Here is a 24,556-nt window from a genome sequence, read left to right on the forward strand (position 1 = left end):
CGTTCAACTCAGCGGCGGTCATCCTGCCAACCCCCACGCCCGAAAATAAGACTCGCGGTGGTCAACCTTGACGATGGCCGGCAACGCGTTCCACTGCTCCGGGGTCAGCCCATGCCAGCGAAGAATCAGCAGCTCCTGGATTTCCTCACGCGACAACTGCTGCACATGGACAACCGGGCGGCGGCGCTTGAAAAACTTGAGCATCACTTGGCCTCCTTAGCTTCGTTGCTGATAGTGACAAGGTCCTTGAGCGCGGTAATCAGTTCCCGCAACACCGGGTAGTTGTCAGCGGTTTCGGGCACTGCTTGGGCGAGCCGCAACACTGCGGCGGGGTTCGTGCTGGTCATGGCAGGTCCTTAGTGGTGGTTTGGAGCCTGCCGCGTGATCGCAGGTAGGCGTCAAGTTCGCCCTTCACATACCGGGCGCGGTCATCGCTGACCGTTGCACAAGCCGAGTCGCAGTTCCGGCACAGTTCGCCAACACGGATCCTTGTTCCGGGGAATAGTTCGGCCTTGATCTTGCCGGGGCGGGTCATGTGCCCGCAGGTCTGGCAGGGGCGGATCAACTTCTGATCGCCCTTTACCGGTGTCGGGTCCGTGCGGCGGTGACAGTATTTGCACATGCCCTTCGCGTGCCGGCGAACCGTACCAGGAACCTCAGCCTCATCCGCGGTCTGATACGACGGGCGCAAGTACCGTTTGCAAGTACCAGCGCACAACACCACACCCTTGATGTACTGACGCTTCTCACTCACCTTTGAGCCCTCCCATTCAGCAGGTCCGGGAACTCAGCCAACGCTGCGGCCAGTTCCTCGTCATCCAGGTTGTCGAGCATGAACATCAGCCGGTCGTGGGCTATGGCGCGAGGGATGAAGATTACGGCTCCGATGATGACAGCGGCCCACGCGAACACGTACAAACCATTGAGCATCATTTACTTCACTTCCTTGCGGCGGCGGATCTTGGATGCGGCGAAGATGAGGGTGCCTACACCGGTTGCGCCGACCGCGTAGGGGAGTGCTGTCATGACCGCGCCGGTGTTGGACAGTTCGCACTGGCCTTTACCGGTTTTGGAGTCGATCACGTACAGCGGATCCTGTGTGATGGGGACTGCGGTGAACTCCCAGTTACCTGTCACGCCAGCGGGCCAGGAATAGACGCGCTCTTCGGTCGGTGCGGCCAGGGCGTAAGTGACTGAGAACTTGGCGTTATCGGGTGATAGGGCAGACGACGCGCCCGCAACACCAGCGCCCAGGTCCTTCGGGATCACTACACGCCCAAACGGCTCCTCCGGGCGGGCGCATGATGCCGGAACATACACGGGCTTGTTCGGTGCGGCGACAACCTGCTCAGCCGGCGCCATGCAACCAGCGGCGAGAATGTCGAGCTTGTCGGTGTTCTGCCCGTCAAAGTAGTACCGCACACCCTTATCGACCCAGTTGTATGCGGGGATGATGTCGGCGGCGTCCAGGTGGTTCGCGTGTCCACCAGCCGTAGCGTCCTTGGCTACCTCGATCTGGTTCCAGTGACCGTTCGCCGCGGACGTTGCATGGCAGATCGTGACCTTATCCGAACCAGCGTGCGCCGGAACAACAGACAACAGCGGGGCCGCAACCAGTGCGAGGACAGCGGCGGGAATCAGGGACTTCTTCACTTTGTAACTCCTTGGGTTGTGGTGCGGCGCCAGACCTTCAGCGATCCGTGTCGGCGGGTCTTACTGGTTGATGTTTGGTATGCGACTGGTTCGATGAGGCCGTTACGTGATGCCCTTCCGAATGCGAGCCCCACCCAATTCGGATTAGGTGCTGGGCGGAGGACCTTACGCAGCGCATCGGCCGTAAATTCGGGTTCCGTGATTGCGAGCCGAAGGATTGCTAGGTCAGCATCCAGATGCCAATCGGCATCTTCGAGGACTGCGGCGGCGGTCATGCTGCGTGCCTCCTTGCTGCGTTTTCATGGTTCTGGGCGGCGCGTTCGGCGTCCACGTTCTCTGTAGCAACTTCGCCCGTCTCGTCCCAGTAGTGCAGGCAGTAGGCGAGTAGCTGCTCCATCTCGTCAGGCGTCCGTATATAGGACTCGTGTGTGCGGCTCATCGCTTTGGCGAGCTTCTTCACGGCGGAGCGGGGTAGTTCAATGTTCAGTTCGTTTTCGCGGATCCGGTTTTCCCAGGTTGCGAGGCTGCATTTAGGCATGGCAATTAGACCTATCTCCGAGGGACGAACCCAAGGGTGAGGTGAAAAAGGGGTGTGGTTGGTGCCCTGATGCGGGCGAGAGTGTTGCGTGGCCGGCGCTAAGGCTGCGGCGGGTGGTGCGGTGGTGCTTTATGCGGAGAGTTTGCGGAGTGCTTCCGCGATTCGGTCCTTGTCGTACCCGGACTGCTTGGCGCCTGCTACGATTTGTGCGATTTCGTCTTGCTGGTCCGGGCTGAACCTGTAGAGCCTGCCGATCCGGTCACAAGGCCATTCGCCCGACTGGGCTTTGCGCCTCACGGTATCGGTGCCCACCTGATACTTAGCTGCCATGTCCTGTGTTGTTGCGTAGGACTCGGATATGCGGCCCATGACTAGGCGGCTGCCTGTCGTTTTTCGGTGAAGTCTTCGGGGAGGATTTCGGAGGGCCACACTTGGAGTGCGGCGGCGATCTTGCGGAGTTCGATTAGTGTTAGTAATCCGTCGCCTTCGAGCCGGCGGCAGAGGGTCTTGTAGGGGATGTTGGTTTGGTCTGCGAGGGAGTTTTTGCTGACTCCCTTGTCTTCGAGTACCTGGTTGATGAGTTCGGATGCGGTGACGTGTCGAGGCTGCTTCCCAGCGTTTGTCTTAGCCATGTGACTAACCGTAGCTTAGTCGTCCGACTAAGCGCAACCCTATAAGCAAGTAATTGCAGGCGTGTCATTCGAGTACCCGTTTGGCTTACCCAATTAGTCGATCTATTGCAAACCGTGTCCGTTTGAACATAAGCTAGCCACATGACTAACGCATTCGAGGGTTTAGAAGAAGCTCTCTCAACTCAGATCAAGGTCGAGCTTGTAGAGCGAGGCATGGATCAGAAGACGCTGGCCGAACGAGTGGGCATCCACCCCGTAACGATGACCAAGTACCTGAAGAACCAGCGCACCATGCCAGTCACCACCCTTTTCGACATCGCCGCCGCTTTCGGCATTAGTCCTCGTCTACTGATGCAGCGCGCCGAAGCCAGAATCTCCCGTCCAGCAGCTCGGAGGGCATGAGGCCGCGAGCCGCAGCCAGGGTGAAGAGTTCACCAACGGTCATCGTAGCTACGTGGATGTAGTTGTTATGCACTGCGGCTGCCCCCGAGGTTAGAACAAAGTTTCGGTTCCTGAGACTAGCCCGCCCCTCCGACAATCGGATGGGGCGGGTTTTTTGGTGGAATCCGCAGTCAGATTACCGCAAGAAAACTTGATTGCTTAATCTCACTTCCTACTTGCAAGTATTGTTGGCATCGGCTTATATGGACTAGCCGAGCGCACTTGCGGTATAAATGCTGGTCAAGGGTATATTTACCCCATAGGAGCGTTAGCATGGCGATCATGCCCGCAGGAAAAGAGCCAGAGCCTGGCGCGTTCGCCCGTGCCGTGAGTCATGAGGTGCGCCACCTGTTGACTGACCGGCGTGTGAGTGGGGCGCAGATGGCAAGCATGATTGGAAGGTCGCAAAGTTACGTGTCGAAACGGCTCCGGGCCGAAAGTAGTTTCACTGCGAACGACGTTGAGACGATCTGCCGCGCACTCAACATGGACCTGCTGGAGCTACTGACCGCCGCGGTACGTCGCGCACGCTCTGGCCGCGTCTGACCCCCAACAAAAAGCAGGCCCCGCACCCCCCGATGATTGGGGGAGTGCGGGGCCTTAGTTGTTTACGCTTCGATGATGCCGGTTAGTGCCTGCTCAACCGCTGCGGCTGCCCTAAAATGCACGTCCGGGACGAGGTGACCGTATGTCTTAGTGGTCGTGGAAATATCCTCGTGTCCTAGCCGGTTCGCCAGCTCGAATAGGTTCATGCCGCCGGCGATTAGCAAACTTGAGTGCGCGTGCCGGATGTCATGAATCCTAGGCCGCTTTTCTAACCCGAGGTCCGCTGCCTTGACTGCCGCATACCAGGCATCGAGCCATTGCCGGTGTTGCGGGTAGACGGTGGTGGTGGGGCTGATGCTGAACACTGGTTTACCTCGTGGCGCACTCTCTACCCGTTCCCGGATGGCTTCAACGGTGGACGGTGCGAGGGCCACTGTCCGCCGCGCTTTCTTGGTTTTGGGCGCCCCGACTGCCCAGCCGTCTTCCATTTCCTGCCAGGCTTTCATGATGCGCACTGAGGGCGTCACGGCGTCTAACTGGAAGTCTGTAGCCAGTAGCGCTGTTGCTTCTCCTAGACGCAGCCCTGAGCCGATTAGGAGCCGCCACATGGGTTGGTGCCAGGGGTCGGCGTGGTCGATGATGGCGTTGACTTGCTCCATTGTGAGGAACATGGCTTTGTCTTCGGTGGCGTCGTCTTTGGGGAGTAGCCGGCCGTTGCATGGGTTGTCTACGCGGAGTCGTCGGCGGACTGCACTGTTCATGGCGGCGTGGACGAATCCGTGGACGTTGGCGACTGTTTTGGGTGAGCAGCCTTTTTTGGTCATGCCTTTTATCCAGCGGATGAGGTCATCCTCTGTCACCTGGTCCACGGGTAGGTGTCGCAGCCCGTCGAAGTGGTTTTTGATGTAGCCGCGGTACCGTTTGATGGTGTATTCGCGGACGTTGATGAGCCGTTCAATATGGCCGAGTGCTACTTCCTCGAACGTGGGCGACTGTGACACCTGCCGCAGTAGTGCTGTTTGCGCGGCCATGGTGTCGTGTTTGACGGCTTCTAACAATCCCTTCCACTGGTTGGCTGCCTGCTCGGTGGGGAGTGTTTGTCGTTTCCGTTGCCCGCCGTCGTACCATTCGACACGGTAAGACGTGACCCGGCCCGCTGCGTTCCTCCGCGCCTCAATCGTCGCCATCGGTGGTCCTGTACCCTGCGGCCCGGTTGCGGATCCATTGGGCGACTTCACTGCGAGTAGCCCCATTAGCCAAGCCGATTCCACTGTAGGGCTCAATCAACTCGGCTAGTTCCGCAAGTTCTTTAGCCAGAGCTTCCCGGACTACGCCTGGCGATGCTGCTTCAAAGGTAGCGCGGGCGTTGCTCAACACTGCGCGCAGGTTGTCTACGCTCACGTAGCCGCTAGAAGGGCCTTGTGAGTCGTAGTGTTCTGGGCCGTCCACTAGCGCGTAGATAGGAGCCAGCATGTGCGGTGCCGCGGCTTCGAGGATGGTTCGTATGTATTCGATGTCGCGTGCGTTGGCTGGCTCGTTGAATACAAGACCCGCCGCGTTCGCCGCCGCCTCGACAGCCTCCGCCGGGATCACTTGGTGGCTCATTTCTCCCCCCTCGGCTACTGCGAGTTTCCTGCATCTTGCCAGCCACTCTTCGACGGTTTCCAGGTATTCGAAGGTGATGGTTGGCGCCGGTTCGTGGACTTCGGTCCCGTAGTCCGGCCCGCCCCATTCGGTGCCCTCATATGCTTCCAGAGCTTCGAGTCCGGCTTTTGCTGCCCGGTAGCGTTCCCATGCTTCCAGCGTCGGCGGCGTTGTGATCTTGTTTGCTTTCCGGTCAAAGCGCGGATCTTTCCAAGCGCGCATTGAGAACACTTGTTCCTCGCTGAGCTTGACACTCATGGAAACCTTGCCGTCAGGGGCTATCTTCATTTCTCTCCCTCGGTGTTGAGCATGTACGGTGCCGCGGCTTCGAGGGCGGCCCTTATTGCGGCGGTCAGATCGAATTCACGCACGTCGATGGTCACACCGTCGGGCGCATCTGCGTCCACCCAGCCAAGATCCATAGCGCACAGGGATGCAATGACAGAATTAGTCGCCGCCTCGACAGCCTCCGCGGGGATCATGCCCATGCCGCCATCATGGCTTTGTGCGCCCGTTGCTGGGCTTTCAGTGCGTCCTTCAGGTGGGCGCGGTACTCGGTCACGGTTTGGTCCTTGGGTGGCTGCTCTGTCAGGTCCAGGAGCCTTTGCTGTGCTGCTTCGTAGACGACTACTGCGGCGTCGAACTGTTCGCCTCGTTCACTCATAACTTCCCCCATCGGTAGGCCGGGAGTCCGTGCGGATTTCCGGATTAAAGAAGGAATCCCCTAGAACTCGCCGGTTCCGGGGGCTTCATGACTCAACTTTAACACCGCTTGGGGGGATTTTCGAGGTTTTTGGGGGGATGCCCGGCAACTTCGTTGAGTTACCGGGCATCCACGGGCGGAGACGGGGGGATTTGAACCCCCGGTCGAGTTTAACCCCGACCCTTCATTAGCAGTGAAGTCCATTCGGCCGCTCTGGCACGTCTCCAATTGCTATTCCTAGCCCACCAAGGATACGCAGATCCGGCCATGCAGTGCAAAACGCGGTCCCCGCCAAGCCCCCGGGCATGCCGCCGCGGGCCCGGGCACCCTACGGGAGGCGCTGCGCCTGGCGGACCATGCGGATTTCAGGCAGATCCTCCCAGTCCGCCAGCACATCCCGGGCGCCGTCCGGTTCAAAGCCAAAGCGGCGGTAAAAATCAATGGCCCGGCCATTCCCGGCGGCCACCCACAGGCTCGCCGGCCTGTTGCCAAGGGCTGCCGTGATCAGGCCGCGGCCCAGCCCAAGGCCCTGGTGCGACACGAGAAGGTACAACCCCCACAGCTCCAGGTCTCCGGACGCCGGCGGCGGGTGCCCTTCGGGGGAACCGGGAGCAGGCAAGAGGCGCGCACCCGCGAACCCAACCACCGTCCCGCCGTCGCACGCCACCCACGCCGCGGCAGGTTCCGGCCGGTCCAGCAGGTGCCGCCAGAGCCGCAGCCGGTCTGCCGGATCCACTGCAGCGAGGAAAGCATCGGACAGCATGCCCCGGTATGTTTCCTGCCAGCAGCGGACGTGCACCTGGGCCAGGCGTTCGATGTCCCCGGCGACGGCGCGCCGGACGGCCAGCCCGGATTCCACGGCGGTCAGCCTGCCAGCGCCTTCCACAGGAAATGCTGGCTGCGGGCCTGCAGCGCGGCTGCCTGCCGGTTGTCCGAGGCGCCGGCATGGCCGCCCTCCAGGGCCTCGTGGAACCACACGTTGGGGATGCCCATGGCCAGCATCCGCGCGGCCATCTTCCGCGCCTGCACGGGGCCCACCCGGTCATCGGAGGTCGCCGTCCAGATGAAGGTCTCCGGGTACTCCACCGCGTCCTTGAGCAGGTGGTACGGCGAGAAGGTCCTGATGTACTCCCACTGCTCGGGGACGTCCGGGTCCCCGTACTCGGCAATCCAGGAATGCCCGGCGGAGAGCTTGGTGTAGCGGCGCATGTCCAGCAGGGGCACCCCGCAGGAGACGGCCCTGAAAAGCTCGGGGTACCGGGTGAGCATGTTTCCCACCAGGAGGCCGCCGTTGGAGCCGCCCACGCAGCCCAGCCGCCGGGGTGATGTGACGCCGCGCGAGATGAGGTCCCGGGCCACGGCCGCAAAGTCCTCGTAGGCGCGGTGCCGGTTTTCCTTCAGCGCCGCCCGGTGCCATGCCGGCCCGTACTCCCCGCCGCCGCGGATGTTCGCCACCACATACACGCCGCCGCGGGAGTGGAGTGCCTTCCCGCCGTTTCCCTCAGACAGGGTGGTCCGCCGCTCCAGCCATGCCCGGCCGACCGTGCCGCTGTAGGCCGGCGTCCGCGAGACCTCAAACCCGCCGTAGCCGGACAACTGGGTGGGGTTCTGCCCGTCCAAAGCCAGCCCGCGCGGGGCGATCTGGAAGTACGGGACCCGGGTGCCGTCGTCGGACACGGCGAAGTGCTGCTCCACTTCATACTCGCCGTCGGCAAAGAACGACGGCGACCTCTTCACCGCGGCATGCCGGCTCACTACTCCACTGGTCCCGTCAGCGGCGGATTCCAGGGTGCCGCGCATCAGGGTGGTGGGGGTGGTGAATCCAGTGGCGATAAGCCAAAAGTCGTCGCCGGCGCCGCCGTCGGCCGGTCCCTCGTCTTCGTCGTCCACGGCGTAGGCATTCACGTCATGCAGCGGCGGGCAGGCGTCGAGCAGGGTGGCCGTCCAGCTGCCGTCCGCGCTGACGGTGGGGCGGGACGGATCCAGCACCCGGATCTCCGAGGAAACGTCCCTGAGCAGGTTGAGCAGCAGGAAATTTCGGGTCCAGCTCCAGGACTGCAGCGACGTGTGGGCATCGGGGGTGAACAGCACGGTGAGCTGCCGGGTGCCGGCGAGGTAGTCCTCGAAGTTGGCGGCGAGCAGTGATCCTGACGGGTACGTGGTGCCGCCCAGGACCCAGTCCTGCTGCGGGCGGAAGAGCAGCCATTCCCGGTGTGCGCTGACGTTGACGTCGGTGGGCACATCGATCTGCACCCAGTCCCCGTCCCGCAGCACAAAGTTGGTCCGGTTGAAGAAGTCGATGTAGTCCACAGCGAAGGTGCGCTCGAATCCGGGCGTGGAATCGTGCGCCGCAACCGCCATCATGTGGTCTTCAGGCACCTCGAAAAGGCGCGGGGCGGAGGCCAGGGAAGCACCGCGCTTGAGGGTCACTGCCGTGCGGGCATAGGAGGACGCGGTCTTGGGCAGGCCCTCTGCGGTGGAGGAAACCAGCAGCGTATCGGCGTCCAGCCACGACACGTTGCCCTTCGCCGTCGGCAGGTCGAAGCCGCCCCGGGCAGGATCCACGAAGCCGCGCGCGTCGACGTCGAACTCACGGTAGCGGTTCGCGTCGCCGCCGTCCGGGGAGAGGGCAAGCAGCGCCAACCGGTAGGGCTGGCCGGCCGCGGGGCGCAGGAATGTGGCGCCGTGGAACACCCACTCCTGGCCTTCGGTGCGGGACAGTTCGTCAACGTCCAGCAGGACGTCCCATTCGGGAGAATCAGTGAGGTAGCTCTCCCAGGTGGTGCGCCGCCAGAGGCCCTTGGGATTCTGGCTGTCCTTCCAGAAGTTGTAATACCAGTCGCCGCGCTTGCCCACCATGGCGATCCGGTCCGTGGAGTCCAGGACCTCCAGGATGCTGGTCTCCAGTTCGGCGTAGCCGGCGTCCTCCAGCAGGTCCTCGGTCCGGGAATTCTGCTCCTTGACCCAGGCCAGCTGTTCCTCGCCGTAGATGTCCTCCAGCCACACATTCTCGTCGACGGGCACCGGCGCCGTTCCCTGGGATGCGGTGCCGGAGGTGTCCTGGCCGGGACCGGGAACGGAGGCTTGATCAGCTGCTGTGGTGGTCATGCGCCCCATCCAAACAACATCCCCCAAGGCTGGCAAGTCAAGCGGCCGCGGCATACTCCGCTTCCAGCCCGTACGCTGGATGCCGTGGAATTATCGCAGAGCAACCGGGCCGTCATCATCGGCGGCGGCCCCCGTGGCACCAGTGTGCTGGAGCGGCTGCTCGCACACGCTGCCGCGTCGAAAAGCTCCGTGCCGCTTCACATCGACGTGGTTGACCCCTACCCGGCGGGCGCCGGCCACGTGTGGCAGCCCGGGCAGTCGCGGTTGTTCCTCATGAACACCCAGTCGTTCTACCCCACACTGATTCCGCAGGATCCGTCGCTGCCCGCGCCGGTTGCCGGCACCACCTTCGACCAGTGGCGGGTTCAGCAGCAGCTGGACCCGTTGCCGGCCCTCACCGGCGAGGAACGGGCGGAACTGGCGGTGCTGGGGTCGGATGACTTTCCCAGCCGCGCACTCTACGGCCGCTACCTTCAGTGCACGCTGGAGGAACTGCTGGGCAACGCTCCCGACGGCGTCACGGTCGAATTCCACGAAACGTCGGCCGTGGCGGTCCGTACCGCGGGGGACGGCAGGTTCGACGTCGGCCTGGCCACCGGAGCGACGCTCCAGGCCAACGCAGTGGTGCTGGCCCTGGGGCACATTCCGTCCCGCCTGAACCCGGAACAGCGTGAGCTGCAGGCCTCAGCTGCCCAGCTGGGTTTGCAGTACTTTCCCCCTGCCGCGCCTGCGGACGTGGACTGGTCCCGGATCCCCGCGGGCGAGCCGGTCCTGGTCCGCGGGATGGGCCTGAACTTCTTCGACACGATGGTGCAGCTCACCGAAGGCCGCGGCGGAAAGTTCGTGTCCACCGGCAGCCGCCTCGAGTATGAACCGTCAGGCCAGGAACCGCGGATCATTGCCGCATCCCGGCGCGGGACCCCCTACCGCGCCAAAGCAGCCCTCAACGGCTACTACGCCACGTCCATCACGCTCCGCTACCTCACCGAGGCCGCGCTGGAGCGGCTGGCGAAGGCCGGAATCCGGCCCTCGTTCGACCACGACCTGTGGCCCCTGCTGCACCGCGATGCCCTCTGGGCCTACTACTCAACACTCGTGCGCTCGCAGCCCGGCGCGGTCCCCGATGCGAAGGCCTTCCTCGCAGCGCTGGAGGAAGCCCTGCAGCCGCACGCGCACAGCGCCGCCAACTGGGAAGGCAACGTCGAGAGCGTCCTGGCCGTCCACGTCGGTCCGCGGCACCGCCTGGACCTGCGTGGCCTGGCGGCCCCGCTTGCGGGGCGCTCGTTCGCCTCCCGCGGCGAGCACGACGCCGCAGTGGTGGAGTTCCTGCTGGACGATGCCCGCCGTTCGGCCCTCGGCGAGGACGATCCGGTCAAGATGGCCATCGGCGCCCTGCACCACGGGCGGGCCGTCCTCAAAACGGCAGTAGCCGACGGCGGCATCACCGATGAGTCGTGGGTCGCCGGGCTGCGTGGCTGGTTTGAGTCCTTCGTCGAGGGCCTTGCCAGCGGACCGCCGGCGCTGCGCGCGGAACAGCTTGCCGCACTGGCCAGGGCCGGGGTGGTCAGCTTTGTCGGGCCGGACCCCAAATTCGGTGTGGACCGGAAGTTGGCGATGTTCACCGCTTCCTCGCCGTGGGTGGCGGGTCCGCCGGTCAGGGCACGGACCATGGTGGAGGCCCTTGCTCCGGGCAACCGGGTGTCGGCCAACGATTCGCCGGTCCTGGAGCAGTTGCTGTCCGACGGGCTGGTGCGGCCCCGGCTCATGATGACCGCCGAAGGTGCTCCCGTCGAGTCCACGGGCCTGGACGTGGAGCCCCACCCGTACCGCCCGCTTGCCGCCAACGGGTCTGTAACGGAAAACCTGTATGTGCTGGGACTCCAGTTGTCCTCCACCCAGTGGGGCACCGCCATCGCTGCCGAAGCCCTCCAGCCGGGCAGCCCCGCCTACCGCAGCGGCCAGCGCACCCTCCGGGATGCCGACGAGATCGCGGCCGCCATCCTGCGCAGGGTTTAAACGCCGGTGGATGTATGTCAGGCTGACGGGCTGGAGATCACCTTGAACATGCCGCCTGTGGGATCGGCCAGCTGGGCTACCCGGCCGAAGTCGCTGTCCGCCGGTCCGTCAAGGAGGGTTCCGCCCATAGCCAGGGCCCGCTCCACTGTCGCATCCGTGTCCTCAACAGCGAAGTACACCTGCCAGTGGGAAGGGACCTCGCCGGGCAGGTAGCTGGAAGCATCCATGATTCCGGCCTGTGCGGTTTCGCCCGAGCCCAGGGTGGTGTACCGGAATTCCGGAGCATCACTCATTACGCTTGTCTGCCAGCCGAAGGCTTTTTCATAGAACGTCACGGCGCCCTGGTAGTCCTTGGTGTGCAGTTCGTGCCAAGCAGGTGTTCCGGGTTCTCCTGCGATTTCATAACCGCGCATCTCGCGGCGCTGCCACGCACCAACGGACGCGCCGCTGGGGTCGCCGAACATCGCCATGATTCCCTGCCCGGGGACGTCCATCGGCTCCATGTGGACCTGCCCGCCGTTAGCGGCCACTGAAGCTGCTGTGGCTGCGGCGTCGTCAGTGCAGAGGTATGTGGACCACATGTCCGGGAATCCGGCCTGGTCCTCCTGTTTCTGCATGATGCCGGCCACCATCCTGCCGTTCCGTGACGCCGTGATGTAGCCGCCGTAGAGTTCCTGGTCGCCGGACTGGAACTGCCAGCCGAAGAGTTCGCCATAAAACCCGCGGGCCTTGGCGGCGTCCGAGGTGATCAGGTCAATCCAGCAGGGGGAGCCGGGTTTGATGTCGGGGCTGGGCATAAGGATCTCCTGGTGACGTAGGTGCTTTGGGCGGTGGCAGGCCTGCAGCGATCATAAATTCCGAAGAGGAACACCAAGAGGCTATGTGCAGGGTCTGACGCTGGCAATGGTCCACCCGTCCCAGGCTTCCGGAAAAACGAAGGACCCCTGCCCGGCCATGATGTTGGCGAACAGGGGTCCCAAGAGCGGAAGGTAAGAGATTCGAACTCTTGGTACGGGGTTACCGCACACTGGTTTTCAAGACCAGCTCCTTCGGCCGCTCGGACAACCTTCCTCAGCTAGTAGTGTTTCATAGGCACTTGCCTGCAACAAAACAGGCCGGGGATGGCGACCGGTGCACACTGGTTGCAGCCAGGATTTGAGTCAGGAACGGGAGAGGTCCATGAAAGCCGTCTACATATCGGAACCGGGCGGCCCGGAAGTGCTGGAAGTCCGGGACGCGGATGCCCCGGTACCCGGCCAGGGTGAAGTGCTCATTGATGTGGTGGCCGCTGGCCTGAACCGTGCCGATGTCCAGCAGCGCCGGGGCTTCTACCCGCCGCCGCCCGGAGCCTCCGAGATCCCCGGACTGGAAGTGTCGGGCCGGATCGCAGGCTTTGGCCCCGGCGTCGGCAAGCCCTTCTCCCTGGGGGATAAGGTGGTGGCCCTGCTGGCGGGCGGCGGCTACGCCCAACAGGTGGCGGTTCCGGCCGAGCAGGTTCTGCGGGTGCCTGAAGGTGTGGACTTGGTCACTGCGGCGTCGCTGCCGGAGGTGGCTGCAACGGTCTACTCGAACCTGATCATGACGGCGCAGCTGCAGCCGGGCGAGACCGTCCTCATCCACGGCGCCACCGGCGGCATCGGCACCATGGCCATCCAGCTCGCCAAGGCCTTTGGAGCCAAGGTGGCCACCACCGCCGGCACGGACGAGAAGGTGGGCACCGCCAAGGCCTTCCTTGGAGCGGATATCGCCATCAATTATGCAGAGGAGGACTTCCCGGAGAGCCTGCGGCGCCAAAACGACGGCAAGGGAGCCGACGTCATCCTGGACGTGGTGGGTGCCAAATACCTCCAGCAGAACGTGGACGCCCTGGCCGACTACGGACGCCTGGTGGTGATCGGCCTGCAGGGCGGCACCAAGGGTGAACTGGACCTGGGCCTTCTGCTGAAGAAGCGGGCAGCCGTGGTCGCCACCGCCCTGCGGCCCAGGCCGGTGGCGGAAAAGGGTGCCATCATGACCGCGGTCCGGGACGCCGTATGGCCACTGGTGACAGATGGCAGGATCCGCCCGCTGGTTGCCAAGACCTTTCCGCTGGACCAAGTGGCTGCAGCCCACCGCTACTTCGACAGCGGAGACCACGTGGGCAAAGTTCTCCTCGTCATGTAGCACCTGGCGCTGCATACCCGGTATTGATTCCGGGTTCTTTCGGCGGTAGGCTCCCGATACGCGGTATGCACAATGCTTGGGGCCTGCAGACCGGTAGTGACCAGCCCGGGGGAGCAGCATGTCCATTCGCCACAGCCTCCTCGCCCTGCTGCAGGACCAGCCGCGTTACGGCTACCAGCTGCGGGTCGAGTTCGAGAAACGCACCGGAGCCACTTGGCCCCTGAACATCGGGCAGGTATACACCACGCTTGACCGGCTGGAACGCGACGCCCTGGTGGCCAGGGAAGGCGACGACGGTGAAGGGCACGTGGTCTACAGCATCACCCCCGCGGGCGGGGCCGAGGTGCGGAATTGGTTTTCCGCCCCCGTGGAGCGGAGCAACCCGCCGCGCAACGAGCTGGCCATCAAGCTGGCACTCGCCGTCACCCTCCCCGGGGTCGACGTCCAGGCCATCATCCAGGCCCAGCGGGTGGCCTCCATCCGGTCGCTGCAGGACTACACCAAGGCGCGCCGGGACACGGCGGCAAACCAGCGGGCAGTGGACACCGCCTGGCTGTTGGTGCTCGATTCGCTGATCTTCCAGACCGAAGCGGAAGTCCGCTGGCTGGACCTCTGCGAGGCCAGGATGGTGCAGCAGGCGCAGGCTGCTGCCACGGGCGCAGCCCGGAAAATGTCCAATGGGGCCGCGGATGACGCCCCGCTCAACGCGGACAGCCGCCGCTGAGCGTGCGGGAGCCGCCGCAGGTCCGGCATTAGGGCACAGAATTGGGTCTTTTTGATTGCCGCGATCAGGCCTACGGTGGGTTCCGGGAGCCGCCCGCCGGGCGGCAGAACTTACGGAGGAACGTCATGACAACACATGTTGCCGACTGCAGTGTCACCCGTTGTTCGTTCAACGACCATGAAGGCTGCACCGCGCACGCCATCACTGTTGGCGGAACCCAGGACCACGCATCCTGCGCCACGTTCATCGAGACCGGCATCCACGGCGGCCTGCCCAAGGTCCTCGCCGACGTCGGCGCATGCCAGCGCGCCGAGTGCGTCCACAACGAGCACCTGATGTGCAACGCCCCGGAGGTACACGTCGGGCCGGGCGCCGACAACGCGGACTGCCTCACCTACGCGCACGCCTGACATTCCACCCCATCCCTGGCGAAGGCTCCCGTCCGGAACACCGGACCGGAGCCTTCGCTGTGCCGCCGCCGGCCGTCGTCAACCTGATCCTGCTCATTCGTCGCCGGGTCACCGCCACTCGCCGCACAGCCCGGCGCCGCGCCGCCGTCGGACGTTCCCGGCAGGACCGGCGTTGGTAGGGTGCCCAGTAGCAAAAGTGGGAAATCTCTCAAGGAGGAGACATGGCCGGAGTGCCTGACCAGCGAAAGAACGGATCCCGGGCGGAGGGCGGGCTGGCGACGGACCCGGATGTTCCCCCGCCCGCCGTGGACGAGGCTCGCCTCGACGCCGAAGACCGGAGGTGGACGCCGGGCAAGATCGCACTCTGGGCGGCAATCGCCCTCCTGGGTGGGGTGGCCTGGTTCATGCTGGCGATCGTCAGGGGGGAAACCGTCAATGCCATCTGGTTCGTCTTTGCCTCCGTGTGCACCTACCTCATCGGGTACCGCTTCTACTCGAAGGTGATCGAGCGCTTCATCACCAAGCCCGATGACCGCCGCGCCACCCCTGCCGAATACAAGGCAGACGGCAAGGACTACGTCCGCACGGACCGCAACGTCCTGTTCGGGCACCACTTCGCCGCCATCGCCGGCGCCGGTCCGCTGGTGGGCCCGATCATCGCGGCCCAGATGGGCTACCTGCCCGGCACCATCTGGATCATTCTCGGCGTCGTCCTTGCCGGCGCCGTCCAGGACTACCTGGTCATGTTCTTCTCCATGCGCCGCGGCGGCCGGTCGCTCGGCCAGATGGCCCGCGAGGAACTCGGCGTCATCGGCGGCACAGCCGCCCTCATCGCTACCCTGCTGATCATGGTCATCATCGTGGCCATCCTGGCGCTCGTCGTCGTCAACGCGCTGGGTGAAAGCCCGTGGGGCGTGTTCTCCGTAGGCATGACCATCCCCATCGCACTGTTCATGGGCGTCTACCTCCGCTTCCTGCGCCCCGGCAAGGTCATGGAGGTCTCGGTCATCGGCTTCGTCCTCCTGATGGCGGCCATCATCGGCGGCGGCCTGGTGGCGCAGACGGAATGGGGCGCCACCATGTTCCACCTGGACAAGGTCACCATCGCCTGGGGCCTCCTCATCTATGGCTTCATCGCAGCGGTCCTGCCCGTGTGGCTGCTGCTGGCCCCGCGCGACTACCTCTCCACCTTCATGAAGATCGGCGTCATCGTGATGCTCGCGCTGGCCATCATCGTGGTCCGGCCCGAAGTCAGCGTCCCTGCCTTCAGCGAATTCGCGGGCCGCGAGAACGGGCCGGTGTTGTCCGGGGCCCTGTTCCCCTTCCTGTTCGTCACCATCGCCTGTGGGGCGCTGTCCGGATTCCACGCCCTGATTTCCTCCGGCACCACCCCCAAGCTGGTGGAGAAGGAACGGCAGACCCGCTACATCGGCTACGGCGGCATGCTGATGGAGTCCTTCGTGGCCATCATGGCGCTGGTGGCAGCCATCTCGATCGACCGCGGGCTCTACTTCGCCATGAACGCCCCTGCAGCCCTGACCGGCGGGAGCGTGGAAACAGCAGCCACCTGGGTCAACAGCCTGGGCCTGAGCGGCGTCAACATCACACCGGGCCTGCTGAGCGAAACTGCGGCCAACGTTGGGGAGCAGAGCATCGTCTCCCGCACCGGCGGCGCACCCACGCTGGCCGTCGGGCTGGCGCATATCATGCAGCAGTTCATCGGCGGGACGGCCATGATGGCGTTCTGGTACCACTTCGCCATCATGTTCGAGGCGCTCTTCATCCTGACCGCCGTCGACGCCGGTACGCGCGTTGCCCGGTTCATGCTGCAGGACTCGATCGGCAACTTCGTCCCCAAGTTCAAGGAAGCATCCTGGCGGCCGGGAGCCTGGCTCTGCACCGCCATCATGGTGGCTGCCTGGGGTGCCGTGCTGCTGATGGGCGTCACCGATCCGCTGGGCGGCATCAACACCCTGTTCCCGCTGTTCGGCATCGCCAACCAGCTGCTGGCCGCCATTGCGCTGGCTGTGTGCCTGGCCATTGTCGCCAAGCGCGGCACCTTCAAGTACCTGTGGATTGTTGCCCTGCCGCTGGCCTTCGCCGCCGTGGTTACCATCACCGCCAGCTACCAGAAAATCTTCTCCTCCACTCCGGCCGTGGGCTACTTCGCCAACAATGCTGCCTTCAGCAAGGCGTTGGCCGACGGCAAGAAGGAGTTCGGCACCGCCAAGACCGTGGCCGCGATGGAGGCCGTTGTCCGCAACACCGCCATCCAGGGCTGGCTGTCCGTGATCTTCGTGGTGCTCACCATCATCGTGATTGCGACGGCGGTGCTCGCCACCGTCAAGGCGTTCCGTGACAGGGCGGCTGGGAGAGCCACTACGGACAATGAGGACCCGGCAGTTCCGTCACGGGTCTTCGCCCCCGCCGGGCTGGTCCCTACAACGGCCGAACGCGAACTGGCAGCCGAGTGGGACAGGGTGCCCGCGGACGCCCGTTTTGAACGGGCCGGGCACTGATGAGCGCCGGCATCGCCCTGGTTGCCGATGGGTTCCGCGGATTCGCCCGCTACCTGGGCGGGGTCATGGGCGCAGATGCTTATGCCAAATACCTGGAACACCACCGGGCGGCCGGACACCAGGAGCCACCCCTTAGCGAACGCGAGTTCTGGCGGGACCGCACGGACCGCCAGGACACCAACCCGCAGGGCAGGTGCTGCTGATTGAGCCGGCAGCGGACAAGCACGCCACAGGGCTTCATGGGTGGACCCCGGGCGGATGGGCCGTGAGAGTATGAACGCATGAGCGATCCCAATGACACTCAGGCACCTGAGGACCTCCCGGTAGAAGGCACTCCCGTTGACGACACCCAGGACCCCGTGCAGGCTGCGTCCGCCGCGGACGGCAAGTCCAGGGGCAGCAGCCTGCAGGACCTGGTGGACGAGCCCGCCAAGGTGATGCGGATCGGGACCATGATCCGCCAGCTCCTCGAAGAGGTGAAGTCCGCACCGTTGGACGATGCCGCGAGGGGCAGGCTGGCTGCCATTCACGCCCGCTCCATCAAGGAGCTTGAGGACGGGCTTGCGCCGGAGCTCGTGGCAGAACTGGACAGGATCAACCTGCCGTTTTCCGGTGACGCCACCCCGTCTGACGCCGAGCTCCGGATCGCCCAGGCCCAGCTGGTGGGCTGGCTTGAAGGCCTGTTCCATGGGATCCAGACCGCCATCGCGGCGCAGAACGCCGCCCGCGAACATGCCGCCGCACAGCTGCAGCTGCGCCAATTGCCGCCGGGCACCATGATTGCCCCCGGCGTCATCATTGGCGAAAACGGCGAGCCGCAGCGCGCCCCAGCCGGGGCGCGGCCGGGGCCGCCGGCACGGCCCAACCAGCGTGACGACCCGGACCACGGTCCCGGGCAATACCTGTAGGTTCCGCTTGGGCTTTTTCAGCGCTGCCCGGCAGGGGCGCAAAGATGACGCGGAATTGGGCAAGGGGTTGTGGCGCCGCGCGCACGACCGCTTCCAGCGGGGACTTGACCGCTTCCACCAGGTGCTGGAGGGCGTGGAGGACGACCAGCTGTACGGCGAACTGGTGGATATCGCGAACGAACTCGCTGCCCTCCTGCAGCGCGTCCGGGCGGTGTGCATGGAGGCCCAGCGGCGTGCGCCCAGCGAGGGCCTGGACATACCGGCAGGCCTTGCCGACGTGCACAGATCCCTGTCAAAGGCCGGCAACTCGCTGGCCACCACGGCGGAAGCGGCGGCAATGCTTCGGCTCGCCGTGGGTCCGGTGCCGGTGGGTGCGGCATCGGTCCGGCGCCGGGCCGACGCGGTGTTCCAGCAGGTGGACGACGCCGAGAGGCAGCTGCGCGGGGACTAGCTGGGCCAGTGCCGCGAAATTATTCCCGGTTCGGCAGGAGAATATTGCGGTTAAGCGGGTGGCTGACATTGGGCCAAACGGGGTCCTGGGGCCGGGGACCTTTGGCAGGATGAAGGAATGACTTCTTCACCTACTTTGACTTTCAACGACGGAAACACGATCCCCCAGCTCGGCTACGGTGTGTGGCAGGTTGAGGACGACGTGGCTGAAAAGGTCGTGCGCCAGGCGTTCGAAGCCGGCTTCCGCCACATCGACACGGCGAAGATCTACGGCAATGAGGCAGGCGTGGGCCGTGCCATCGCCAGCTCCGGCCTCTCACCGGAACAGATCTTCATCACCACCAAGCTGTGGAACGCGGACCAGGGGTACGAGTCCACCCTCGCCGCCTTCGAAGAATCCATGGACCGGCTTGGCCTCGAAACACTGGATCTCTACCTGATCCACTGGATGCAGCCCAAGCAGGACAAGTACGTCGACACCTGGAAGGCGCTGATCGAACTCCAGAAGCGCGGCCGGGTGAAGTCCATCGGTGTCTCCAACTTCACTGCTGAGGGCCTTCAGCGCCTGATCGATGAAACCGGAGTGGTGCCGGCCATCCACCAGATCGAGCTGCACCCCTATTTCAGCCAGCGCGAACTGCGGGAATTTGGAGCCGAAAAGGGCATCCTGACCCAGGCATGGTCCCCGCTGGGCCAGGGCGGGGAACTGCTGCAGGACCCCGTGGTTGCTTCCATCGCTGCCAAGCACCAGGCCACCCCTGCCCAGGTGGTCATCGCCTGGCACCTCGCCATCGGCAACGTGGTCATCCCCAAGTCCGTGACCGAGTCCCGCATCAAGGAGAACTTTGCCGCCCTTGAGGTAACCCTGGACGCTGAGGACGTGGACGCCATCAACAACCTGGACCGGACCGCCGGCGGTGAAGGCCGCATCGGACCCGATCCCGCGGTCTCCGACTTCGCGTAACCCGCGACGGCGGCACCGGCCCAACCGGCCGGGGAATGTCCGCCAAACCAACGTCAGCCCGCGCTGCCCGCAACCGCCAGGCAGCGCGGGCTGACGCCTTTAACATCGCTGGTGCATAACGCGGCTGGCTTGCCCCAGCGTTATTCCGGCACCGGTCAGGCAGCGATCCGGACGTGCTCCACGGTGACGGCATCCACCACCGCCCAGCTGTCTTCGCCCTGGCAGTGCCGGCAGGCGAAGCGCTCGGCCTCTTCGAGCGTTTCAAAGACCTCGGAGCGGGTGCGGCCGCAGTCGGCGTCGAAGTACGTTACGTGAAATTCCTGTACAGCTTGGTTTTCCATGAATCCAGTGTGCAACCGGGGTCTGACATTTTTTGGAACCAGTGCCGCGTGTTGTTGTGACTTGCCACCGCGGCGGGTCCCGGCGGCGCGCCGGGAGAGTTAGCTCGCACGTGAATCTGCGATGGTTCCTGCCATCGCGCGCACCTTCAGCGTGAGCGCGGCCAGCGACAGTGTTGCCAGTCCGCTCCACGTGAGGGTTCCGCTCCATATCTCGGGCGGGAAGCTGAGCGCCCCGTCATGAAGTGCCACAGCCGCGAAGTAGGGGGCCCAAAAGACGACGGGTGCCAGGCCTGCCGCGGTCACGAGCCGCGCGGGACGCTCCGGCGCAGGACGCACCACAGCCCACACCAGTCCCACCAGGACGGCGCCGGCGAGGGCCGCCGGAATGAACCAGGCATCCCGCAGGGCCACCATGACCTGCAGGGCCGCGGATGGGACCAGGGCCATGGCCGCAGGCACCGCGGCGGGCAGCCGCCACCGCAGTGACAGCAACAAGACCGGAACAAAGAGCACGACCGTCGAGACAAGGAATGATGCCAAGGAGACCATGATGCTCGACGACGTGGGAACGATCACTGCCGGCTGGGTTCCGGCGGCGCTGGAGTATGTCTGGATCAGGCCATGGCGGGCGAAGACCGCAAACTCCTGCAGGATGAACGCCGCGACCATGCCGGCGAGCATGGCGCTCACAAACGCCGGAACCAGCTGTGGCCATGCCCGGTCAGCTGAGTGCCATGCTGCCGAGAAGGGGGCGCCCAGGATGAGGAAGGCGCCGGTGGCGAGTCCCAGATGGGAGGGGCTGAACAGTGCATTGATGTTCTGCTCAATGCCGAACACCGAGTGCCAGGCGAAGTCACCCATTCCGGACACCAGGAACAGCATGACGCCGGCCGCCGCGGCCCCGTAGCCGGCGGGGACCGCTTCCCACCACCGGGTTCCCGGGGCGTGCCGGCGCCAGGTCAGGGCGGCGATCCAGACGGCGCAGGCCGCGAAGCCCGAGTAAAGGATGGCGTGCCATGGCGTGAAGAACGTCTCAAGGTCGCGGAGGTTGTTGTGGGCCCAGCCGTCAACGTAGGTTCCGGTAAGGAGCCAGACGCCGACCGCGAGGGTGACGGCGTCCTCGGCAGCCGTCGTGGGGCGTGAACTGAAGCCGGCGGAATCGCAAAGGCGTGTGCTGCTGCGGCGTCCATAGCTCCACAGTAGGTCCCGCCGACGTCCGGGGCGAGAGGGCCGCCGCCAGCATCTCCCGAGTGGAAGTTGGCCTCCCTCAGCTGCTCGCCAGGCGGAGTACGCGTTCCTGCGCCAGCATGGCAGTACGGCTGGCTTTGTCGGCCGCCCGCACCGCCTGTTTCGCTTCTGCGGAAGTGGCGGCAAGCCGCTTGCGGGAACGGTCCAGGCTTTCCTCGGCGGCCTTGAGCCGATTACGAAGCTCAGCCGTTTCCTGTTGCAGTTCGGCGATTTCCGCCCGCGTCTGTTCCTCCTGGTCCTGCAGTTCACCTGCCAGCCGGGAGGCGTCCTCTTCAGCGGCCCGTGCCTCGGCCAGTGCGGCCTTGGCTCTTTCAAGTGCCGGCGGCGAGGCCGGCCGGGGAGCCTGCCGCACTGCCTCAAGCCGTGGCTTGGCGGGCTTTGGCTGGGAAGCATGTTCCGCCGTCGTCCGAGTCTTTGCCGCTGTTGCCTTGCGCCCTGCTGCCTTGGGCCCTGCTGCCTTCGCCGCTGCCCCCTTCGGTGCTGTTCCCTGCGTTGCAGCCGGGGGAGCACCGACGCGGCGGGTGGCCGGCGCGGCCGGGAGCAGCCCGGGGAGGGCCACCGCCCCGTCCAGGTCGACGTCGTTGATGCCGTCGGCGGACAGGACCTTCAGCAGCCGCCCACTGCCAACGGCAGCCGCAGCACGCTCATCCGCCGTCAGTGCCCGAAGGGTCTCCTCAACATCTGCGGCCATGACGTCGCTGATGGTGCGGCCCTGCTCCTGGGCAACAGACCGGGCAATGTCGACGGCGTCAGCGAGCATGGTGCGGCGCTCCCGGCCCAGTTCGCGGAGGGCAGGCGCGTCCAACGAGTCCTGGGCCGCCCGCATCCGCACCCCAAGTCCGCCCAGCCCGGCCAGCACGTCCGGCCGGTACCGGGCAAGCATGTTGAGCGCCCACGCAGCCACTGATGGTTTCGGCAGGGCGCGGACTGCTGCCGCCAGCTCCTTGTCCTGCCGCGCAACGTCCTTGGCTGCCGCGGTCCGGGCCGCCACGAAGTCGTCCAGCGACCCGCCGTACAGCCTGTCCGAAATGTCCGCCAGGGCTTCGTCTTCCATGCCGCCATCTTAGGTGGCGTGCTGCAGCCGGCCAGCCCGTTCCCCCTCCGGTGCAGCGACAGGATGTCTGCGGCCGCGGCAGTGGCATGGGCCCCTTTCACTCCTCCGCCCGGAGGGGTAAGTTGCACGAATGGACGATTCATACCAGGTCATCGTGGTTGGCGGCGGCTTCGCCGGAAAGACGGCGGCTGAGGAGTTGGGCCGCAAGGGCATCCGGGTGCTGCTGCTCGATGCCAACAATTACCAGCAGTTCCAGCCGCTCCTCTACCAGGTGGCTGCATCCCAGATTGGCGTCTCAGCGGTCACCCGGCCGCTCCGGTCGGAATTCCGCAGGATCAACAATGTCCGGGTCCTCACAGCGGAGGTGACCTCCATCGACGCGGCCGGGCGCACCGTCACCACCGCAGACGGCTCCAGTTACCAGGCCCGTATACTTGTCATCGCCACCGGGGCCGTGCCGAACTTCTTCAACACACCGGGCGCTGAAGAGCACGCCTACCCGCTGTATTCGGTGGCGGATGCAACGCGGCTCAGCGCTGCCATTACCGGCGTCCTGGACGAAGCTGACCGCGGGCCGGCGGCGGAAGCTGATGTGATAGTGGTGGGCGGTGGCCCCACCGGTGTGGAGACAGCCGGCGCGCTGGCGGAGAACGTCAAATACATCGTGCCCAAATACTTCTCCCCGGGACTGGCCGCCAGGTGCCATGTCCACTTGGTGGATATGGTTCCGAACGTGCTGGCCGCCTTTTCGGAGAAATCGCAGGCGTATGCGCGGAACCGCCTGACCAAGCTGGGCGTGCAGCTGCACATGGGCCAGGCAGTCGGTGAAGTCCGTCCCGACGGCGTGACCCTCAAGGACGGCACCGTTATTCCCGGACGGATCGTGGTGTGGGCCGGCGGCCTGCAGGCCGGCCGGATCATTACCGGGTCCGGCCTGAAACAGGGCAAGGGCGGCAGGGTAGACGTCCAGCCCGACCTGACAGTCCCTGACGTCGACGGCGTGTACGTACTGGGGGACTCCGCCAACATCACCGACGCCGCCGGAAACAAACTGCCGCAGCTCGGGTCGGTTGCCCAGCAATCAGGCAAATGGGCGGCCCGCAACATTCATGCGGACCTTACCGGCGGAGTACGGCAGCCCTTCCACTACTGGGACAAGGGATACATGGCAATGGTGGGCCGGGGCGCAGCCGTCGCGGAGCTGGGGCGCCGGCGCCTGCAACTGCAGGGCCCCCTCGCGTTCGTTTCCTGGCTGGCGGTGCACCTGGCACTGCTGCCCGGATTCCAGCAGAAAGTCAGGGCCCTGTTCTCCTGGGCCAACGGCTACGTCACCCACAGCCCCGCGCAGGTAGTGGTGGGCAGGCCGGATTAGGTCCCCGCCCGGCACTTCCGCTGGAGCCTCGCGTCTGGACCTGCACACCTGCGCATCGACGTTCAAGCGGGGCCGGCGCCGTCGTCAGTCCGTAACACCCACCCCCGCGAAGTCGTCCCGCACTTGGATGCGTCCCCTTGCCACACGCCGCCAGCAGACCGCGCCGGCACGCTCAGGGCAGGTGGGTGAAGGCGATGCCTGCCGCCAGCAGCTTGTCCAGGGCCTGCTTGATACCTTCGGCGGTTCCGCTGTTGGGGCGGTTGCCGTGGCAGATGACCACGTCACCTGCCCGTGCCTTTCCCACCTCTTTCGCCACAAGGGCGGCCGGATAGGTTGCGCCGCCGTCGCCATTGATGCTGAAGCCCGCAGCCTTCACGCCCAAGGCGTCCAGGATGTCCACGGCCACATCATCCATATACGCGGTTCCGGGGCGAAAGTACCTGGGACGTTTGCCCGTGATCCCCGCCAGGACGCCATCGTTGGGCATGATCTCGTCATAGACTTCGCCGGCATTCCTGGTACCCGGGATGCCATAGGCCGTGTTGCCGCCGGTGGACAGCGGCTTATGGGACGTTCCGTGATTCGCAACTTCAAAGAGCGGATCCGCTGCCAGCTGCCGGGCCGTGGCCGGGTTGGCTGTAACCCACCGCGAATTCAGGAAGAGCGTAGCCGGGACGTGCCGTCGGCGCAGCGTATCAAGCAGCGCCTGATCATAGCCGCTGCCGCCGGAACCGCCGCAGAAGTCCAAGGTGAGGGCAATGCCCTGCGATCCGGGCGGCAGCCGCGTCAGGACACCGGGTGCCTCCAGGCCCCAGTATCGTGCCTGGCGCTTCGCGTAGGTGTCGACGACCTGCGTGCGGGACGGCACGGGCCCTGCCGGCGTCCTGGGTGCCGGCTCATCGCCGTCGGGTCCGGTATGCAAAATAGGCGCGGAGACGTTCGCCGGACCATTGCCGGCTTCCGCAGACGCGTCCCGTGCCACGGAAGGGTGCTGTGGTCGTGGCTGAAGGTCGGGCACGGCGGCCGACAACGTCAGCACGGCTGCCAGGAGGAGGGTCCTGCGCGCCGGGCCTTTCCCGTCCTGGCTCAGATGCCGGGGTGCGTTTGGTTCCACTCCTAAAA

Annotated in this window: 30 protein-coding genes and 2 tRNA genes; 12 read left to right on the plus strand and 20 right to left on the minus strand. The window is 65.1% G+C overall.

Annotated features, from left to right (window positions below; all coding sequences use genetic code 11):
- Positions 1 to 18 precede the first annotated feature (18 nt).
- The 7 genes from Q9R31_RS18565 to Q9R31_RS18595 all read right to left on the minus strand — a co-directional run bounded on the left by Q9R31_RS18565 (position 19) and on the right by Q9R31_RS18595 (position 2,823).
- Positions 19 to 207 carry a hypothetical protein gene (locus tag Q9R31_RS18565; RefSeq protein ID WP_311264187.1) on the minus strand — a complete coding sequence of 63 codons (189 nt, stop codon included), beginning with the start codon at positions 205 to 207 and terminating at the stop codon, positions 19 to 21.
- Positions 204 to 347 (minus strand): hypothetical protein, encoded by a 144-nt coding sequence (locus Q9R31_RS18570; RefSeq protein ID WP_311264188.1) that lies wholly within the window; start codon positions 345 to 347, stop codon positions 204 to 206. Before Q9R31_RS18570 ends, Q9R31_RS18565 begins: the two co-directional genes overlap by 4 nt.
- Before the next feature lie 403 nt (positions 348 to 750).
- Entirely contained in the window at positions 751 to 933 is a 183-nt protein-coding gene (locus tag Q9R31_RS18575; RefSeq protein WP_311264189.1) for a hypothetical protein, read from the minus strand.
- Positions 934 to 1,653, minus strand: coding sequence for a hypothetical protein (locus Q9R31_RS18580; protein ID WP_311264190.1), 720 nt, complete (start codon positions 1,651 to 1,653; stop codon positions 934 to 936).
- Positions 1,654 to 1,924: 271 nt separating this feature from the next.
- Positions 1,925 to 2,191, minus strand: a complete 267-nt coding sequence (locus tag Q9R31_RS18585; RefSeq protein ID WP_311264191.1) for a hypothetical protein — start codon at positions 2,189 to 2,191, stop codon at positions 1,925 to 1,927.
- A 129-nt stretch (positions 2,192 to 2,320) separates the two neighbouring features.
- Positions 2,321 to 2,521: a hypothetical protein gene (locus Q9R31_RS18590; protein WP_311264192.1), complete on the minus strand. Its 201-nt coding sequence runs from the start codon at positions 2,519 to 2,521 to the stop codon at positions 2,321 to 2,323.
- A 41-nt stretch (positions 2,522 to 2,562) separates the two neighbouring features.
- On the minus strand, positions 2,563 to 2,823 hold the full coding sequence (locus Q9R31_RS18595; RefSeq protein WP_311264193.1) for a helix-turn-helix transcriptional regulator: 261 nt from the start codon (positions 2,821 to 2,823) through the stop codon (positions 2,563 to 2,565).
- A 141-nt stretch (positions 2,824 to 2,964) separates the two neighbouring features.
- On the opposite strand from Q9R31_RS18595, the gene Q9R31_RS18600 reads away from it, so the two are divergent.
- Entirely contained in the window at positions 2,965 to 3,225 is a 261-nt protein-coding gene (locus tag Q9R31_RS18600) for a helix-turn-helix transcriptional regulator (protein ID WP_311264194.1), read from the plus strand.
- A 312-nt stretch (positions 3,226 to 3,537) separates the two neighbouring features.
- A complete protein-coding gene (locus Q9R31_RS18605; protein WP_311264195.1) occupies positions 3,538 to 3,810 on the plus strand; it encodes a helix-turn-helix transcriptional regulator in 273 nt (90 codons plus the stop codon).
- A 62-nt stretch (positions 3,811 to 3,872) separates the two neighbouring features.
- Here Q9R31_RS18605 and Q9R31_RS18610 read toward each other — a convergent pair whose 3' ends face one another.
- The 7 genes from Q9R31_RS18610 to Q9R31_RS18640 all read right to left on the minus strand — a co-directional run bounded on the left by Q9R31_RS18610 (position 3,873) and on the right by Q9R31_RS18640 (position 9,265).
- Positions 3,873 to 4,997, minus strand: coding sequence for a tyrosine-type recombinase/integrase (locus tag Q9R31_RS18610; protein WP_311264196.1), 1,125 nt, complete (start codon positions 4,995 to 4,997; stop codon positions 3,873 to 3,875).
- The gene (locus tag Q9R31_RS18615) at positions 4,984 to 5,742 is read right to left on the minus strand and encodes a hypothetical protein (protein ID WP_311264197.1); all 759 of its coding nucleotides are present in this window, start codon (positions 5,740 to 5,742) and stop codon (positions 4,984 to 4,986) included. The genes Q9R31_RS18610 and Q9R31_RS18615 overlap by 14 nt, the downstream gene beginning before the upstream one ends.
- A complete protein-coding gene (locus Q9R31_RS18620; RefSeq protein WP_311264198.1) occupies positions 5,739 to 5,942 on the minus strand; it encodes a hypothetical protein in 204 nt (67 codons plus the stop codon). Before Q9R31_RS18620 ends, Q9R31_RS18615 begins: the two co-directional genes overlap by 4 nt.
- On the minus strand, positions 5,933 to 6,118 hold the full coding sequence (locus Q9R31_RS18625; protein ID WP_311264199.1) for a hypothetical protein: 186 nt from the start codon (positions 6,116 to 6,118) through the stop codon (positions 5,933 to 5,935). Before Q9R31_RS18625 ends, Q9R31_RS18620 begins: the two co-directional genes overlap by 10 nt.
- Positions 6,119 to 6,294: 176 nt before the next feature.
- Positions 6,295 to 6,383: transfer RNA gene (locus tag Q9R31_RS18630), tRNA-Ser, on the minus strand.
- A gap of 102 nt (positions 6,384 to 6,485) precedes the next feature.
- Positions 6,486 to 7,016, minus strand: a complete 531-nt coding sequence (locus Q9R31_RS18635; RefSeq protein WP_311264200.1) for a GNAT family N-acetyltransferase — start codon at positions 7,014 to 7,016, stop codon at positions 6,486 to 6,488.
- Positions 7,017 to 7,021: 5 nt separating this feature from the next.
- Positions 7,022 to 9,265, minus strand: coding sequence for a prolyl oligopeptidase family serine peptidase (locus Q9R31_RS18640; RefSeq protein ID WP_311264201.1), 2,244 nt, complete (start codon positions 9,263 to 9,265; stop codon positions 7,022 to 7,024).
- 84 nt (positions 9,266 to 9,349) lie between these two features.
- Here Q9R31_RS18640 and Q9R31_RS18645 point away from each other — a divergent pair, with 84 nt between their 5' ends.
- Positions 9,350 to 11,281, plus strand: coding sequence for an FAD/NAD(P)-binding protein (locus tag Q9R31_RS18645; protein WP_311264202.1), 1,932 nt, complete (start codon positions 9,350 to 9,352; stop codon positions 11,279 to 11,281).
- 17 nt (positions 11,282 to 11,298) lie between these two features.
- On the opposite strand, the gene Q9R31_RS18650 is transcribed toward Q9R31_RS18645, so the two are convergent.
- Both Q9R31_RS18650 and Q9R31_RS18655 read right to left on the minus strand, forming a co-directional pair.
- Entirely contained in the window at positions 11,299 to 12,078 is a 780-nt protein-coding gene (locus Q9R31_RS18650) for a VOC family protein (protein WP_311264203.1), read from the minus strand.
- A 186-nt stretch (positions 12,079 to 12,264) separates the two neighbouring features.
- A tRNA-Ser gene (locus Q9R31_RS18655) sits at positions 12,265 to 12,352 on the minus strand.
- A 108-nt stretch (positions 12,353 to 12,460) separates the two neighbouring features.
- On the opposite strand from Q9R31_RS18655, the gene Q9R31_RS18660 reads away from it, so the two are divergent.
- The 8 genes from Q9R31_RS18660 (at position 12,461) to Q9R31_RS18695 (ending at position 19,419) form a co-directional block, all read left to right on the plus strand.
- Positions 12,461 to 13,444, plus strand: coding sequence for an NAD(P)H-quinone oxidoreductase (locus Q9R31_RS18660; protein WP_311264204.1), 984 nt, complete (start codon positions 12,461 to 12,463; stop codon positions 13,442 to 13,444).
- A 118-nt stretch (positions 13,445 to 13,562) separates the two neighbouring features.
- Complete coding sequence (locus Q9R31_RS18665; protein ID WP_311264205.1) at positions 13,563 to 14,168, plus strand: PadR family transcriptional regulator; 606 nt, start codon at positions 13,563 to 13,565, stop codon at positions 14,166 to 14,168.
- Between the two features lie 125 nt (positions 14,169 to 14,293).
- Positions 14,294 to 14,578, plus strand: coding sequence for a DUF1540 domain-containing protein (locus tag Q9R31_RS18670; protein ID WP_311264206.1), 285 nt, complete (start codon positions 14,294 to 14,296; stop codon positions 14,576 to 14,578).
- Positions 14,579 to 14,799: 221 nt separating this feature from the next.
- Entirely contained in the window at positions 14,800 to 17,097 is a 2,298-nt protein-coding gene (locus Q9R31_RS18675; protein ID WP_311264207.1) for a carbon starvation CstA family protein, read from the plus strand.
- Positions 17,097 to 17,300, plus strand: a complete 204-nt coding sequence (locus Q9R31_RS18680; RefSeq protein ID WP_311264208.1) for a YbdD/YjiX family protein — start codon at positions 17,097 to 17,099, stop codon at positions 17,298 to 17,300. Before Q9R31_RS18675 ends, Q9R31_RS18680 begins: the two co-directional genes overlap by 1 nt.
- Positions 17,301 to 17,378: 78 nt before the next feature.
- Entirely contained in the window at positions 17,379 to 18,005 is a 627-nt protein-coding gene (locus Q9R31_RS18685; RefSeq protein WP_311264209.1) for a bacterial proteasome activator family protein, read from the plus strand.
- Positions 18,006 to 18,012: 7 nt separating this feature from the next.
- Complete coding sequence (locus Q9R31_RS18690) at positions 18,013 to 18,456, plus strand: hypothetical protein (protein ID WP_311264210.1); 444 nt, start codon at positions 18,013 to 18,015, stop codon at positions 18,454 to 18,456.
- A 117-nt stretch (positions 18,457 to 18,573) separates the two neighbouring features.
- The gene (locus Q9R31_RS18695; RefSeq protein ID WP_311264211.1) at positions 18,574 to 19,419 is read left to right on the plus strand and encodes an aldo/keto reductase; all 846 of its coding nucleotides are present in this window, start codon (positions 18,574 to 18,576) and stop codon (positions 19,417 to 19,419) included.
- Between the two features lie 155 nt (positions 19,420 to 19,574).
- On the opposite strand, the gene Q9R31_RS18700 is transcribed toward Q9R31_RS18695, so the two are convergent.
- The 3 genes from Q9R31_RS18700 to Q9R31_RS18710 form a co-directional block, all read right to left on the minus strand.
- Complete coding sequence (locus tag Q9R31_RS18700) at positions 19,575 to 19,760, minus strand: hypothetical protein (protein WP_311264212.1); 186 nt, start codon at positions 19,758 to 19,760, stop codon at positions 19,575 to 19,577.
- Between the two features lie 99 nt (positions 19,761 to 19,859).
- Positions 19,860 to 20,630, minus strand: a complete 771-nt coding sequence (locus Q9R31_RS18705; protein WP_311264213.1) for a hypothetical protein — start codon at positions 20,628 to 20,630, stop codon at positions 19,860 to 19,862.
- A gap of 397 nt (positions 20,631 to 21,027) precedes the next feature.
- Entirely contained in the window at positions 21,028 to 22,062 is a 1,035-nt protein-coding gene (locus Q9R31_RS18710) for a hypothetical protein (protein WP_311264214.1), read from the minus strand.
- Between the two features lie 130 nt (positions 22,063 to 22,192).
- On the opposite strand from Q9R31_RS18710, the gene Q9R31_RS18715 reads away from it, so the two are divergent.
- Positions 22,193 to 23,434: an NAD(P)/FAD-dependent oxidoreductase gene (locus tag Q9R31_RS18715; RefSeq protein WP_311264215.1), complete on the plus strand. Its 1,242-nt coding sequence runs from the start codon at positions 22,193 to 22,195 to the stop codon at positions 23,432 to 23,434.
- 172 nt (positions 23,435 to 23,606) lie between these two features.
- On the opposite strand, the gene Q9R31_RS18720 is transcribed toward Q9R31_RS18715, so the two are convergent.
- Positions 23,607 to 24,548, minus strand: coding sequence for a polysaccharide deacetylase family protein (locus tag Q9R31_RS18720; RefSeq protein WP_311264216.1), 942 nt, complete (start codon positions 24,546 to 24,548; stop codon positions 23,607 to 23,609).
- Positions 24,549 to 24,556 lie beyond the last annotated feature (8 nt).

Origin of the sequence: Pseudarthrobacter sp. BRE9 (assembly GCF_031844305.1) — a bacterium.
Taxonomy (GTDB): domain Bacteria; phylum Actinomycetota; class Actinomycetes; order Actinomycetales; family Micrococcaceae; genus Arthrobacter.

Bases quoted from the DNA above. Each gene is read 5' to 3' on its own strand.
- Q9R31_RS18570 (WP_311264188.1), bottom strand. From the start codon at position 347: ATGACCAGCACGAACCCCGCCGCAGTGTTGCGGCTCGCCCAAGCAGTG.
- Q9R31_RS18575 (WP_311264189.1), bottom strand. From the start codon at position 933: ATGATGCTCAATGGTTTGTACGTGTTCGCGTGGGCCGCTGTCATCATC.
- Q9R31_RS18585 (WP_311264191.1), bottom strand. From the start codon at position 2,191: ATGCCTAAATGCAGCCTCGCAACCTGGGAAAACCGGATCCGCGAAAAC.
- Q9R31_RS18590 (WP_311264192.1), bottom strand. From the start codon at position 2,521: ATGGCAGCTAAGTATCAGGTGGGCACCGATACCGTGAGGCGCAAAGCC.
- Q9R31_RS18595 (WP_311264193.1), bottom strand. From the start codon at position 2,823: ATGGCTAAGACAAACGCTGGGAAGCAGCCTCGACACGTCACCGCATCC.
- Q9R31_RS18600 (WP_311264194.1), top strand. From the start codon at position 2,965: ATGACTAACGCATTCGAGGGTTTAGAAGAAGCTCTCTCAACTCAGATC.
- Q9R31_RS18605 (WP_311264195.1), top strand. From the start codon at position 3,538: ATGGCGATCATGCCCGCAGGAAAAGAGCCAGAGCCTGGCGCGTTCGCC.
- Q9R31_RS18610 (WP_311264196.1), bottom strand. From the start codon at position 4,997: ATGGCGACGATTGAGGCGCGGAGGAACGCAGCGGGCCGGGTCACGTCT.
- Q9R31_RS18615 (WP_311264197.1), bottom strand. From the start codon at position 5,742: ATGAAGATAGCCCCTGACGGCAAGGTTTCCATGAGTGTCAAGCTCAGC.
- Q9R31_RS18620 (WP_311264198.1), bottom strand. From the start codon at position 5,942: ATGGGCATGATCCCCGCGGAGGCTGTCGAGGCGGCGACTAATTCTGTC.
- Q9R31_RS18625 (WP_311264199.1), bottom strand. From the start codon at position 6,118: ATGAGTGAACGAGGCGAACAGTTCGACGCCGCAGTAGTCGTCTACGAA.
- Q9R31_RS18640 (WP_311264201.1), bottom strand. From the start codon at position 9,265: ATGACCACCACAGCAGCTGATCAAGCCTCCGTTCCCGGTCCCGGCCAG.
- Q9R31_RS18650 (WP_311264203.1), bottom strand. From the start codon at position 12,078: ATGCCCAGCCCCGACATCAAACCCGGCTCCCCCTGCTGGATTGACCTG.
- Q9R31_RS18660 (WP_311264204.1), top strand. From the start codon at position 12,461: ATGAAAGCCGTCTACATATCGGAACCGGGCGGCCCGGAAGTGCTGGAA.
- Q9R31_RS18665 (WP_311264205.1), top strand. From the start codon at position 13,563: ATGTCCATTCGCCACAGCCTCCTCGCCCTGCTGCAGGACCAGCCGCGT.
- Q9R31_RS18670 (WP_311264206.1), top strand. From the start codon at position 14,294: ATGACAACACATGTTGCCGACTGCAGTGTCACCCGTTGTTCGTTCAAC.
- Q9R31_RS18675 (WP_311264207.1), top strand. From the start codon at position 14,800: ATGGCCGGAGTGCCTGACCAGCGAAAGAACGGATCCCGGGCGGAGGGC.
- Q9R31_RS18680 (WP_311264208.1), top strand. From the start codon at position 17,097: ATGAGCGCCGGCATCGCCCTGGTTGCCGATGGGTTCCGCGGATTCGCC.
- Q9R31_RS18685 (WP_311264209.1), top strand. From the start codon at position 17,379: ATGAGCGATCCCAATGACACTCAGGCACCTGAGGACCTCCCGGTAGAA.
- Q9R31_RS18695 (WP_311264211.1), top strand. From the start codon at position 18,574: ATGACTTCTTCACCTACTTTGACTTTCAACGACGGAAACACGATCCCC.
- Q9R31_RS18700 (WP_311264212.1), bottom strand. From the start codon at position 19,760: ATGGAAAACCAAGCTGTACAGGAATTTCACGTAACGTACTTCGACGCC.
- Q9R31_RS18710 (WP_311264214.1), bottom strand. From the start codon at position 22,062: ATGGAAGACGAAGCCCTGGCGGACATTTCGGACAGGCTGTACGGCGGG.
- Q9R31_RS18715 (WP_311264215.1), top strand. From the start codon at position 22,193: ATGGACGATTCATACCAGGTCATCGTGGTTGGCGGCGGCTTCGCCGGA.